The organism is Ignavibacteria bacterium (assembly GCA_025612375.1).
In the GTDB taxonomy this organism is placed as follows: Bacteria; Bacteroidota; Ignavibacteria; order Ignavibacteriales; family SURF-24; genus JAAXKN01.
On record JAAXKN010000038.1, the window covers coordinates 1 to 13,381 of the forward strand.

At 40.6% G+C, this 13,381-nt stretch carries 15 protein-coding genes; 11 read left to right on the forward strand and 4 right to left on the reverse strand.

What is annotated here, in order from left to right; genetic code table 11:
• Positions 1-164: 164 nt before the first annotated feature.
• From HF312_17470 to HF312_17485, 4 genes are all read right to left on the reverse strand, one after another.
• A complete protein-coding gene (locus HF312_17470; GenBank protein ID MCU7522008.1) occupies positions 165-824 on the reverse strand; it encodes a hypothetical protein in 660 nt (219 codons plus the stop codon).
• Between the two features lie 77 nt (positions 825-901).
• Entirely contained in the window at positions 902-1,903 is a 1,002-nt protein-coding gene (locus HF312_17475; protein MCU7522009.1) for a hypothetical protein, read from the reverse strand.
• A 34-nt stretch (positions 1,904-1,937) separates the two neighbouring features.
• Complete coding sequence (locus tag HF312_17480; protein ID MCU7522010.1) at positions 1,938-2,846, reverse strand: DUF2971 domain-containing protein; 909 nt, start codon at positions 2,844-2,846, stop codon at positions 1,938-1,940.
• A 257-nt stretch (positions 2,847-3,103) separates the two neighbouring features.
• Positions 3,104-3,379 (reverse strand): hypothetical protein, encoded by a 276-nt coding sequence (locus HF312_17485; protein ID MCU7522011.1) that lies wholly within the window; start codon positions 3,377-3,379, stop codon positions 3,104-3,106.
• 317 nt (positions 3,380-3,696) lie between these two features.
• On the opposite strand from HF312_17485, the gene HF312_17490 reads away from it, so the two are divergent.
• The 11 genes from HF312_17490 to HF312_17540 all read left to right on the forward strand — a co-directional run bounded on the left by HF312_17490 (position 3,697) and on the right by HF312_17540 (position 13,351).
• Positions 3,697-4,263 (forward strand): ATP-binding protein, encoded by a 567-nt coding sequence (locus HF312_17490; GenBank protein MCU7522012.1) that lies wholly within the window; start codon positions 3,697-3,699, stop codon positions 4,261-4,263.
• On the forward strand, positions 4,260-4,970 hold the full coding sequence (locus HF312_17495; protein ID MCU7522013.1) for a hypothetical protein: 711 nt from the start codon (positions 4,260-4,262) through the stop codon (positions 4,968-4,970). Before HF312_17490 ends, HF312_17495 begins: the two co-directional genes overlap by 4 nt.
• Positions 4,971-5,225: 255 nt before the next feature.
• On the forward strand, positions 5,226-5,408 hold the full coding sequence (locus tag HF312_17500; GenBank protein ID MCU7522014.1) for a hypothetical protein: 183 nt from the start codon (positions 5,226-5,228) through the stop codon (positions 5,406-5,408).
• A gap of 1 nt (position 5,409) precedes the next feature.
• Positions 5,410-5,727 carry a hypothetical protein gene (locus HF312_17505; protein MCU7522015.1) on the forward strand — a complete coding sequence of 106 codons (318 nt, stop codon included), beginning with the start codon at positions 5,410-5,412 and terminating at the stop codon, positions 5,725-5,727.
• Between the two features lie 473 nt (positions 5,728-6,200).
• Positions 6,201-7,130: a hypothetical protein gene (locus HF312_17510; GenBank protein ID MCU7522016.1), complete on the forward strand. Its 930-nt coding sequence runs from the start codon at positions 6,201-6,203 to the stop codon at positions 7,128-7,130.
• Positions 7,131-7,727: 597 nt separating this feature from the next.
• Positions 7,728-8,456 (forward strand): hypothetical protein, encoded by a 729-nt coding sequence (locus HF312_17515; protein ID MCU7522017.1) that lies wholly within the window; start codon positions 7,728-7,730, stop codon positions 8,454-8,456.
• Complete coding sequence (locus tag HF312_17520; GenBank protein ID MCU7522018.1) at positions 8,446-9,801, forward strand: hypothetical protein; 1,356 nt, start codon at positions 8,446-8,448, stop codon at positions 9,799-9,801. The genes HF312_17515 and HF312_17520 overlap by 11 nt, the downstream gene beginning before the upstream one ends.
• A gap of 44 nt (positions 9,802-9,845) precedes the next feature.
• Positions 9,846-10,169, forward strand: coding sequence for a hypothetical protein (locus HF312_17525; protein MCU7522019.1), 324 nt, complete (start codon positions 9,846-9,848; stop codon positions 10,167-10,169).
• Between the two features lie 655 nt (positions 10,170-10,824).
• Positions 10,825-11,766, forward strand: coding sequence for a helix-turn-helix domain-containing protein (locus HF312_17530; protein ID MCU7522020.1), 942 nt, complete (start codon positions 10,825-10,827; stop codon positions 11,764-11,766).
• Positions 11,767-11,824: 58 nt separating this feature from the next.
• Positions 11,825-12,586, forward strand: a complete 762-nt coding sequence (locus HF312_17535) for an ATP-binding cassette domain-containing protein (protein MCU7522021.1) — start codon at positions 11,825-11,827, stop codon at positions 12,584-12,586.
• The gene (locus HF312_17540) at positions 12,587-13,351 is read left to right on the forward strand and encodes an ABC transporter permease (GenBank protein ID MCU7522022.1); all 765 of its coding nucleotides are present in this window, start codon (positions 12,587-12,589) and stop codon (positions 13,349-13,351) included.
• Positions 13,352-13,381 lie beyond the last annotated feature (30 nt).

Here is a 13,381-nt window from a genome sequence, read left to right on the forward strand (position 1 = left end):
AATACTTATGACCCTAATGCCATTTTACCTGGGGAATACTTATGGCCCCTGACATGAATGAAAGAAGAGATCTGAGTACGGGTCAGAACCAATCCCCCGAGCCGCGGCAACCGCGACTCTTTGTCGGAGGAATCGGGCTTACTTATAGGCAATCAAACTAAAAATCATTTCAGCACTTCATCAAATTTAATTTTGCAGTTTGCAGCCAGCAGTTTGGAGCAGTATCTTCCCTGTTCAGAAAAATCTTTATGTAATGGAACAGTCATCCCTAATGCAGTCACTAGTCCACCGCTTCTAAGAGTCCCATTTAGCTCAAGATTTACATTATCGTTATAATAAAAGATGATGTCACCGCTTTTTAGGTCGTAGCATGTATTTACCACTTTCCCCACTACTAAAATTGTAGGTGCAGGTGTCTGCTCAATTGAAAGCGTGCCTGGAACCAGCAGAATATCGGCGCCCGGGAAAAAGGATTTCAGCTTTTCAAAGCTGTCTTTGCCGATCTTTTTATCCAGAGTTATTTTTGATTCCAGTTCATCATCGGTGTAATTAGCATCCAGGACAGTTTTCCACAAACTGATATTATCCTGATTTGCATTGAGGCCGGGTCTTATTTCAAAAGTGTTCAAGGTCTTATTATTTCTCTTAAAAGCAAAATAATAAGCAGAATCAGGATCAAAATTCAGTTCATGCTGAATAGGGAGAATGGCAATCGTGAGATTACCTGCTGGTGAGCTGCTCTTATAGCTTGAATTAACATATGAACTGCTGCCGCATCCATAAGCTGAAAGCAGCAGGAGAAACAAAGGAATTAACTTTTTCATCGCTTTACACTATTGAATTGTTGGTAGAACATAAAATAAATAAATTACAGATCATTCCAAGTTCTTAAGCCCAATACTTAATAGATTATTTTTGTGGCATCATATAAATATTCTAAATTATGAAGGCACTGCAGTATAAAATCCTTAATGAACTTTAGCTGTTGGTCTTTGCCGCCTAGGCAAAGGAAGCTTTCCTGCCAGTTTTTAGGCATTATAACCAATTCATTTTTATCGGCTTTACAATGAAATTCTGATTCCGGGAATAATTTATTTTTAAGAATAGAATCCGCTGAAAGACTCCTGGCAGCTTTAAGATGCATGCTGTGGTGTCCATTCAGCCACAACATTAAGCCAAAAGGATTCCCTGATTCTGTTTCGACATTATAATTAATGCCAATCCAGGGCTGAAAATATTTATCATCTAAGCTATAAGTAAAATAGTAGCCAGATCCGTCTACAAAAAAGGTTCTGACACCGGAGGTTAGCTTAACCTTAAAGGTACCTTCATTTCCAATCTCCAACAATGCAGCTTTTATCATCCGATTCAGGTATATCAGATATTTAATTTCAAATTTTTCTATTTTCTGAATGTCTTCCATGTAGAATACTCCTTTTAAAAATTCTGCAAAACCTACAATTAAGTCGTTATCTGACTTTATAATATGGTCATGTAATTCTTTCCATGTAAAGTTAACCCATCCGGGATCAAGCAAATCTTTAACATTGCTAATTGTAAGAAGGCCAATATCTGCATTTCCCAAATCACTATAATTGCTGTGATAATTTTTGTCACCTACCTTTACTTCTAATATGAATACATGGTCGTTTAAAAACTCAAACCTCAGATCAGGTCTTCCGCTAATTTCCTTAGCATTAAACTCTCTCTCAACGTCGAGATAATTTTCAGAAGTAAGATAAGATAGGTCTTTGGGATTCCCTTTAGAACGTAAAAGATCAAAAAAGATCTTGCGAAAATCCTCACTTACTTTTAATAGTGACCACATCATATCTGATAAGTCATTTTCTATCCAATGCCTTTCAGATAGCTTTTTGAAGAATTCTACTATTTCATTTCTCATTAAAACATCACCTCTAATTAATTATGGAATGAAATTAAAGTTTATTAACCGATAATTTGTAAGACCTTCGGTCAGGTAAGGCTTCATGCAAGGTAATATGTTCATATTCTTTACGAGTCTTAATTAATTCAAATATTCTGTTCTTATTGGCGGCATTAATTCTGCAACCAAATGTAATTGATGTTATCATATCGGGGGGAAAATCAAAAAGGTAAATGGGGTAAGGGCTCCCATTCTTGGTTACAGATTTGGATTCTCTTAGCAGGCGGACGACTCTATATTCTTGTTCATGTTTCCACAATTCATATTTGAAATAGAACAACTCCTTCAATACTCTTGAAGGATCGCTTTGATCGGGAATAATTTCTAAAGAAGGGCGGCTCTCCACGTACTCAACTTCTCCCGACCAATACAACCTCGTGGCATCTTTGTGCGATAAAAAATGATGGTCGGCATTAAAACCAAATACGACACCTTTGTGAGAATCAGCATAATAAGACCACATTAAGAGGTCATTATTTTTCTTGGATAAGCTAAGAATTCCGACTTGCTCCCATAATAGCGGCATTGCTAAATCTTGGGTTGATTGTTTCAATTGATTGATAGTACTTTCGTGATGAATAATGTCCAGAAATCCTTGCCAATTAACATTAAGCAATTTTATTGCGAAAGATTCAAACTGTTCAAATGACATTCCCCCCCTTTGCTCAGGAGGTGTTGAGTAATAGGTTTTTAAGACAGTAGGGTAAAATTGTTTAGCAACTAAATTCCCAATTTCAGTCTCATTCATAATACTTAGAATTTGCTCTTTCGGCAATAAATCTTCGACACAAGGAAAACTATCAAAGGGATCATTGAAAGCATGAGGTTGAGTGAATCGAATTTGAGATTCAGATAGCACCTGAATTGCCACATCAGCAGAAGTATATTTGTAAAGACACATAAAACACCTTTCTGAAGACCAGTGGATAATATTTTTATGGCTTTAATTTTAAGACTAAATATAAATATCCTTTTTGAAAAAAGCTCATAGCGTATTGACTCATAATAAAAAGTAACTTTGGTGGTCAACAATAAACTGTTTTTCTTTGTGGCTAAAGCTAACCTTTAGCCACTTATATTTCAAGTAAACATTATCTACGGATAAGATTCAGTATCTCAAGTATTTTGCTGTGGATTATATTCTGAAGCTCGAAAGGGTTATACTCCCTGTACTTTGCCTGCAATATTTTTTAGTCCTTGAAAGTGAATTATTACGGGGTCATTGTATCTTTTAGGCCTTCCTATGGGCTTATTCTTTTTCTTCTTACTCCTTACTGCAGTCTCTTTCCCATTAAGAAGCCTGATTGCATACTTTCTGTTGTAGCCGCACGTAGTACAGAACTCGTCTAAGATCTTCTGCTTTTCCAGCTTACCGGCCCTCTTGTATCTTGGCTTTATTTCCCTTAAATATTCTTCCTTTGCTTTCTGACTCATATTGCACCCTTTATTTTACAGAGGTACTTTATACTATGAGTCAGTGCCTTATGTACCCGTAAAATCAGCCTGAAAACATAAAATTCAGGCAAATCTTTCGGTTACATTTCTTTTTGAGGCAACGAATCATTTTTCAATACCCCAGGGTTACATTATTTATGAGTCAACTCTAGTTAACGCGATATTGAAAGAAAAAGTTGCGTCTGCTTAAGAAATGTTTTAATTTCAGATGCAACTAAAAGGCAGGCAGGTAATTAGATGTTTATTGTCAAATATTGATTTTTCATTCATTTTTATTAAGTAACAACAAATCTCAAATGAATACTGAAGAACTGGAATCAAAATTAGAGGCTAGAACTGAAAGTCAGACCTTGGATTTCAAAGCGGACTGTCCATGGGATGTAAACCAATATGCAAAACATATTTTGGCCATGTCAAATTTGAAGGATGGAGGTTCCATTATAATAGGTGTTGAAAATGGAACATTTGAGCGGCAAGGTGTTTCGGTGGACAATCAAAAGACATACAAAATTGATGAAATGAAAGATCAGATGACCCAGTTTGCTGATCCCCATGTAGATTTTTCAGTTGATTCTGTAAGAGATAATGTAGGTAAAGAATATATTATTATAAAAGTTTTTCCATTCAAAGAGATACCTGTTATTTGTAGAAAGGATTCAATAAGAGCGGATCTGAAAGCCGGAATAGTATACTATAGAAACAGCAATAGAAGAGTTGAAAGTGCTCCTGTATCCAACTCTACGGACATGAGAGATATTATTGAGGTTGCCACAGTTAAAATGATGAGGAGGAAAACAGAATTAGGCTTCACTGTCTCTCCTGAAGATAAAATAAAACTTGATGAGGAGTTGAATGGCTTATGAAAGAAGGATTATTGGAAAAGATAAAGTCAAGAGGTTATTGGAGAATTAATTTTCAACCACTCAAAATTGATATCAAGTTTGATCTCCTTAAGGAATGCAAAGATATAGTTTTAAAAAATGCGGTTAATTTAAGGGGGTGGGATTATCCGCATGTTCCTCTTAGAAATGATGAGAATGGTGCAATACTAAAAAAAAATAATTTCGTAGAGGGATTTGAAGATTTCGGTAATCATAAGGAATTCTGGCGCATGTATCAAAGTGGGCAATTCCTATATTATCGTGGCCTGAGAGAAGATTGGTTTGATGAAGACCCTTGGAAAATAAGATATGTAAAAGAAATAAAACCAGGGAAATACTTAGGAATATTTATGTCTGTTATTTTTGAAATAACAGAAGCCTATCTTTTTTTATCACGCTTAACTCAATCAGGACTTTACAGTAAGGGTGTCTTATTAAATGTTTCTTTACGTAATACGGAGAAAAGAGAACTTTGGACTGAATATAAGGGAATGCCTTTTGTAGAACCAAGATTTACGGGTGCTAAGGATCTTAACTTTTCTGTGCAGTATACAAAAGATGAAGTAATTTCAAATCCAAAAGAATTAGCAGCAAAACTTATCGAGCAGATATTTGATAGATTTGGATGGAATCCAGATCCAGGATTAATAAAACAAAGTCAAGAAGAACTTCTTTCAGGAAAAATATAGGAAGAAAAATATTTCGATTTTAAACGACCAAAAAATAATTGTAGTGATTATAAACACATAGGAATCAACTGATTTAAAGTTGGTTTATTATTCCCCTCTGAGGATTATCAAAACAATATTATTTACTGTACTTAAGTAAAAATATTAATTTATCTATAGGTTATTTATTCTGAAATTGATGAATTGAAAAAGTTATTTGTTTATGCAAATAACAATTACTAAATAACAAAATAAATAAAATAGGAGTTAGTTGTCATGGGAATTCTACTTGGTCCATTCGATCCTCTTCAGTTAATTCTTAATACTTTAGATAAGTTATTAAGAAAGAATCTTATTACTGTTCAAGAAGCAAAAGATATTTTGTATCGTTCCCTGGATCCCAGTATGGCTGAATCAGAGAAACAAAAAGTATTGGATGATATTGTGCGGGTACAATAACATGGAAGCAAATGGCAAAATTGAAATTGAAAATGTTTTAAAAGCCTATGTTGAAGCCGATGACCTTATTCTTGTGGATCGTTCAAAATTATTTGTTTCTCATGAGGCGAGATTATATTTCGAGATATGTTTGGCAATATGTATGAGCTTTCTTGGTGCAACTATTTCCAAGTACCAATTATGGTCTTTTATCATTGCTATACTATTTGGCCTGTTGACAATATTTTTTGTTATTCGTTTTAAAAAACTTAGTAAGACCGGAAAAGTTGTTGAGTTGAATGGTGTTTTCAAATATGGTCAAAATAGTACTTCAAATTAGCAATCAATTTAGCTGGCTATGTCTACAATATAGCCAGCTAAACAATATTAACTTGAGAAGAAGTAGGAATTTCCAACCTAAAATAAGTAAAGTTACATAGCTTCTGCATCCCTTGATTGTGAGGGGACTTCCGTGTTATAACTCCTCTTCGAAGACCCCTTCAGGGCTTTGGTGTTTTCCCGCTTATATTCTCAAATTGCATTTTCTCCCCGTGCTTTGCTGGGATAATCTCGTTTATATACATCTTACATGTCGCCTCGCTGAGGCTCCGGTGGTGGGGGGATGCAATCTCTTTCTACAGCCAAGTCGGTCCTCCGGACCTCTGATATGAGGGGATTAATGTGTATTAAGATTGAGATTAATATATTGCGGTGATTTCCTGCTTTAGTTTTGCCTTTGGACAAATTCGCCATTTTTATTATGTTGTGAAGACAAAGTTGTACCCTTATCTGTAAAATCTAAATGGGCCACATATGTCTATCCAAAAATCATTGAACACTATTGCTGCAGTCCTTTTCTTTATCATTGTTTTGCCAAACCTGCTTTTCTCACAGTCTGTCCAGGTTACTAATGTCCTTGACGGGAATTTGCTTCAGCTGCGGAATGGCCAAATTGTCAGGCTGTCTGGCGTTTATGTCCCAAGCACGATTGATACTAATGAAACTTTGAGCCAAATCGCCGGCGAAATAAAGAAGTTTAGTGAAATGTATTTTGTAAATAGATATTTCAGAATTAAGTATAACCAATCATTGCCCGACAGCACAAAACTCGTCTGCCTCTACCGCGAATATGCCATGGGAGATGATGAGGATGTGGCAACGGTATTCCTCAAAAACGGGTTCGCCGCCTGCATCGATAGTTCGGATCCGGCTAAACAGCATAATTATGCCCGGTATGAAAAGGAAGCACAGAATTCCCAAACCGGAATCTGGTCCCTGGTTCCATCTGACTATTTTAAGAACGGTGTTCCGCCGGCATCTTCTAAAGTGAAGGATATTAAAAGTGACAGGTATTTACCCATGGCCGGGAACACACAAAGAAGAATGCAGCTGCAGAATTATAACTATATGAGACCGCCAATCCTTAAGGATCCTACACTGGCCGGCGTGCTGTCATTTATTGTCCCCGGAACGGGCCAGTTCTATAATGAAGATCCTTTCGGCGGCTTACTGTATTTCTTCGGTACCGGATTTTGTTATTATAAGTACTTCTCCTCTATTCGTAATGATAACGGGGAATTTAAGTCCGACTTTGGCTACTTGTTGGCTGGAACGGTTATTCATATCTTGTCTATTTTCGAAGCTGCAAAAAGTGCTAATGAATATAATAAGGAAGTTTATTTTTCCCTGAATAAGGTGAAGGATAACTATTACGTTTCTTTAAGGCTTCCTTTGAATTTTTAGATGGACTGATAATCTCTGGAATATGTCGCCTCGCTGAGGCTCCGGGAGATGGGGGAGGATGCCATCTCTTTCTACAGACAAGTCGGTCCTCCGGACCTCTGATATTAGGTGATTTGTGTGTGTTAAGATTGCAATTAATTTATCTTCCATAATTCCCCCTCCCCCCGCCTCCCCTGCATTTCTTCACTTTTTAATTTTTCATTTTTAATTTTTAATTGACTTCCGTTGCGCTAAATCACTGCTTTTCTAAAAAGCCTCCTGAGAGGATATCAGGACCCGCAAAATACTTTGCTTTTTTAAAATCTTATTGCAATCTTGCAGTTGCAGCTTCGTTTGCCACTCATTTAAGCCTGAACTCTATGCCGATAAATGACAATGGCGCGAAGTCCTATTCTCACACTTTTCCCTTCAGTCTCATCTCCAAATTATATTGGAGCAGAGAACCCAGCGTTAATTCCTCTACAAATGTCCAGCTTTTCCGCTAAGGCGGATTTGACCTTTTTCTATTCTAAAAAAAAGTACTCAGATATGTAATTTCTGACGTAATAAAAAAGAAGGCGAAACGCCGCACGTAGAACCTTTAAACACGGAGGCACTATGAAAGGCTATATCAAACTCCCAAGGGAACTGACCCGGGATGAAATGTATTACCGCTCCCCTTTTGAACGCCCGAGGGCACTGCTGGACATCATCCTTCTGGCTACCTATAAGGAAAGAACTTTAAGAAAAGGAAATGCTGAAATTAAAATTGAACCGGGTGAAGTCGCTTACTCCACTGTCGCCCTGTCCAAAAGATGGAAACGCAGCAGGAATTTTGTCCTTAAAGTACTTAAAGAGTTTGCTTCGATGGGACTTATTGAGGTAAAGACAAACCCCTATACAACAATCATTAAAATTAAAAACTGGGAACAGTACCGGAATAATCCTGATTGTAACGGGCAGGATGAAAAGGAAGTCCCGCTCAGGCAGAATGAAAACATAAAGCCGCCTGAGGAATTAAATCAAAATACCGCTGCAGCTTCAGATCCTGAGGCGCGGGGACTTGCCGCTTTCCTTCTTTCTGAAATCAGGAAAAACGATCCTTACATCGTAATACAGGATACGGCAGAGTGGGACCTTGAAATAAGCAGAATATTAAATGAATTCGGAATTCCACCTGTGGAACTAAGGCGTGTTATTGAACTGTCGCAATCACATCCTTTCTGGAAAAAACACGTCGTCTCCCCTTCCACACTCAGGCTGCACTTTCACGCGCTTTTTATAGAGATGAAAGAAAAAACTAAAAAACAAATCCCTGAAGAATGGAGGCTTTGCTATGAAAGATAATTCAAATCTCAAACTGGAGTATTCGGCCCTTCACTCAATGCTTATAAGCGAGCAGGGCTTCCTTAGCGCCGCGGCGGTTAATCCCCCGGCTGAAATATTTTCATGCATGGAAAACAGAATAATCTATTCGGAAGCGATGAACTATTTCTATTCCACAGGCCGCGCACCGGGACTAAGAACTCTTCACGAGAAGCTGATACTGGAAGGCAAACCTGAAAACCTCAGGGCGCACCTCCGCGAAAGAATTGGCGACGCGGAGTTTATGCGTAATACCGGGGATGCGATAAAACTTCTTACAGAAATTAAAATTGAACGGGAGATCAGGGAGTATTTCGCTTCCACCAGGGAAACAGGCCTCGATTTTGCGATGGATATTATATCATTTATAAATGAAACTTTTAAGGAATATATCGGCGGCTGCGTCAGGGAAAGGAAAAATAGTAATGTGGCCGAAACCGTGCTTAAGGAAATCCAGGACGCCGTGGAAGGTAAGTCTAGCCAGTATATCCGTACCTTAATACCGGAACTTGACCGCCAGGTAATTGGAATTCCTAAAAACCACCTGACTGTAATTGCGGCCAGAACAGGCATGGGAAAAACCGATTTCATGCTTCAGCTTATGAGGAATTTTATGAAGCAGGGCTTGAAGCCGGCCGTGTTCAGCCTTGAAATGGAATCGGAAAGCCTCTTTATGAGAAATATTTCCGAGGCGGCACGGATCGATTCAATGCGGATTGAAAACGGAGAACTGAACCAGGGGGAAATGGAAATGCTGTCCGAGGCTTCTAAAAAATATTCGGGCGACGACTATTTAATTGACGACGGCGCGGCTGAAACCCCGGAAACTATTAAGGCAAAAATCAATTACTGGCGCCTGAAACATAATGTGAATGTGATTATGGTCGATTACATAACGCTTATTGATACTTCCTACCATAAGGAACGCTACGACCTGGAGATCGGCGCCCTTATGCGCGAAATGAGGGTGTTCGCTAAGGATACGGGAATTCCTATTATTCTCATCAGCCAGCTCAACCGCGATTCTGAAAAACGGCAGGACCACAGGCCCCAGATATCGGATCTCAAAGAATCCAGCTCAATTGAACAGGAAGCAAAGCTTGTTATGATGCTCTACCGCCCCAAAAAGTACGGCATCGATCCTTTCGAGGGGAAGGAGTATACCTTTTATGATATGTTCGGCAACCAGATTAAGGCCGATGAGTATATGGAAATAATAGTAAATAAGGCGCGAAACGGCAGGACGGGCATTGTACCCGTTCAGTACATCCCGGCAATGCACCGCATTGAAGGAGTAAAGTGCATAAAGTCAAAGCTGGTGTCATAGAACATTCAATGATGTAATTTAACAGTATAATAGCAGGAGGTTTTATGAAGGGTTATGTGTGTCTTCCCAGGGATTTTATACAGTTTCCCGTATGGACGGAGGAGCCGCGCGACAGGGTTATGGCGTTTGTGGAGCTGCTGGCATTGGCTTCGTACACTGAAAGGATAGTTGCACAAAGCAAAGGCAGGATCCATCTGGATAAAGGAGAAATAATGGTGCCCATTTCCTACCTTGCAAAGAGGTGGAAGCGCAGCCGCAACTATGTGTATAAAGTTCTTAATTATTTTTCTTCAAGAGGACTTATTGAAGTAAGGGCAGATTACTGTAATAATATTATACGTATTGTGGACTGGGAGAAATACCAGTAAGCGTTCTTTCTTGTTTATATTTGACTTTTATACCTGTCCAAAGCGGGACACCGGGAGCCCTTAACCGGGACGCATAGCGGGACGCCGGGCGGGTCACAGGGTACAACCGGCAGAAACGTTGAAATCAGCTCAAATTCTAAAGAAAATTACCTTTTTTTATTTTATTACCTTTTTTCAGGATTCAATCCGGGTACAGGCTTAAGCCTAAAGGAGTGCCCTAAACGGGTACATAAACAAGAATGTATTAACAAGAAAGAAATTAAAACAAGAATGTATTTAAACAAGAAAGTATTTAAAGAAACAAAACAGTACAGAGTCCTGATAAAATCAGGACTCTGAGGGTTCTTCTTTAATAAAATTAAAAAGAGAAAAAAGATTCCCCAAATAGATTCGCCGCGCATAGAAAAGGGGGAAATTAGCGACGAGGAATTCAAAATGCTTGAAGGCAATTAAAAATTGACTATTCACTGTGGCTGTTCAGTCTATTTATTACCCCCGGAACACCCGGTTTATGCGGAAACAACTGATGGTTGTCATATTACAACGACAAGTAGCGGGATTACAACGATAAGTTATTGGATCTCAATTGATTTGGAAATCGAATCCGTATATCTTTGAAGCATTGAATCAAAAAGCAAAAGAAAGGATTGTTGCTATGGAAGCTAAGATGATCGGCAGCAAAATTGCCGAAGCCAGAAAGAAAATAAATATGTCACAGGCCGAGCTCGCCAAACAAATGTTCATTAGTCCGCAGGCGGTCGGCAAATGGGAGCGCGGAGAGTCAATCCCAAATATCATTACTTTTAACCGCCTGGCTGAAATTCTGGGCGTTGACCTTAATTATTTTTCAGAGAACCCGCAGCCGGCCGGCAGTGAAAAGGCTTCTGATACAACCGGTGCCGGCAGCCGGGAACAAACACCACCATTGGCTGAGGATTCCTCCCGCCCGGAAGAGCGGCAGGCGCGAATAAGACTCACCGCCGCCAACCTGCAGCAGAGCGATTTTGCGGGCGTCACTCTGCATAAAGGGAAATTCAAGGCAAGCGCATTGCATGGGGCTGATTTTAGCGGCGCCGACCTTACAGGCAGTTCCTTCGAGTCCAGTGACGCCGGTGAAGCTAACTTTAACAGGGCGAACCTGACGGACTGCAGCTTTTCGGCTATCGACCTTTCGGGTGCGGACTTCAATAAAACTATTCTTGTACGCACCGAATTCAATAAAGCGGCGATGACACGCGCAAAGTTCACCGATGTGAAAATGAAAGACGTGAAGATCACGGTATCCGACCTGAGTGAAGCGGTTTTTGAAAACTGCACCTTTAACGGCGTGGATTTTAAGCATTCCGACCTGCGGGGACTGAATTTCGAAGGGCAGACCTTTATTGACGTCAGGTTCGACAAGTCGGCACTGACCGATGTTTCCTTCAAAGGCGCCACATTCAGGAATGTATCGTTTACACTCCCTTTTTCCGTGACTAACAAATCTTACCTTGCCATGAAGACTGTCTGCTTCGATGGCGCGACGATGGATAAGCTTACTTATTTGGCGCTTAAAGGCTTGTGGGTAATAGACCTCTCGAAGGTAACGGTTGTTTGAGAAACTTTAGCCCCCGGTTTCCCGGGGATAATTCGATATCAATTAATATGTGAGGAATATGCAAAGCAAATCAATAATGGTAAAAGGACTGCGGAAGGCGTACAAAGATCTGCATGTCCTTAAAGGTGTGGATTTTGAGGTGGAAAAAGGAAGTATTTTCGCACTTCTCGGCTCTAACGGCGCGGGTAAGACGACAATTGTAAAAATTCTCACTACACTTCTGAAACAGGATGGCGGAAGCGCTGAAGTTAACGGGTTCGATGTTACTGCAAAGCCCCAAAGCGTGCGGCAGTCAATCAGCCTTACCGGGCAGTTTGCAGCAGTGGACGAGATTCTGACCGGCCGGGAAAACCTGGTTATGATTGCCCGGCTCAGGCACCTTAAAGATCCGAAACGGGAGGCCGATGACCTGCTGAACCGCTTCGGCCTTAATGAGGCCGCCGGGCGCAGGGTTTCTACATATTCAGGCGGTATGCGCCGAAGACTCGATATTGCAATGAGCCTTGTGGGAAAATCGCAGCTGATTTTCCTCGACGAGCCTACGACGGGGCTCGATCCTGAGGCGCGCATCGAAGTCTGGAAAATGGTTAAAGAGCTCGCTCAAAACGGCACTACGGTATTTCTTACTACACAAATCCTGGAGGAGGCTGAACAGCTGGCCGACCGGATTGCAATTTTGCACGAGGGCAGAATTATTGCCAACGGCACGCTGGCCGAGCTTAAGAACCTGTTCCCGCCGGCAAAGGTGGAGTATGTGGAAAAACAGCCCTCGCTGGAGGAAATATTTCTTGCAATTATAGGCAAAAAGGGGATGGATTAAATGGAAACAAAGAATTATTTATTCAGCGATATGAGCGTTATGCTTGGCCGTTCCATGCGCCATCATTTCCGCAGCATGGATACAATAATTACGGCTACAATCATGCCTATTGCCCTTATGCTGCTGTTTGTTTATGTTTTAGGCGGCGCAATTCAAAGCGGCACGGATAACTATATAAACTACCTGCTGCCCGGGGTTTTGCTTATTACCATTGCAAACAGTATAGGCTACACGTCTTTCCGCCTTTATAACGATGTGCACCGGGGAATATTCGAGCGTTTCCATTCCATGCCGGTTGCACGTTCGGCCGCGTTGTGGGGGCATGTTTTAACCTCATTGGCGTCAAACGCCGTTTCAGTTGCAGCGGTAATCCTTGTGGCGCTTGTTATGGGGTTCCGGTCTCCGGCGGGAATATTGGCGTGGCTTTCCGTAGCCGGTACACTCGCGCTGTTTACTCTGGCTTTGACGTGGATTGCGGCTATTCCGGGCTTATCGGCAAAAACGCAGGATGGCGCAATTGCAATTGCCTATCCCATTCATCTTCTGCCTTTAATCAGCTCGGCCTTTGTGCCTACGGCTTCCATGCCGGGGCCTGTCCGCGCCTTTGCCGAAAACCAGCCGGTAACATTCATTGTCGATGCAATCCGTCTGCTGCTGGCGGGAAAGCCTGCAGGTAACGACATATGGATTGCCCTGGCGTGGTGCCTCGGGATTATGCTGGCGGCTTATGCCCTGGCGGTCAGGACGTACAAAAAGCATTTGTGAAAATTAAAAATTGACTAACCCGGATTCCTC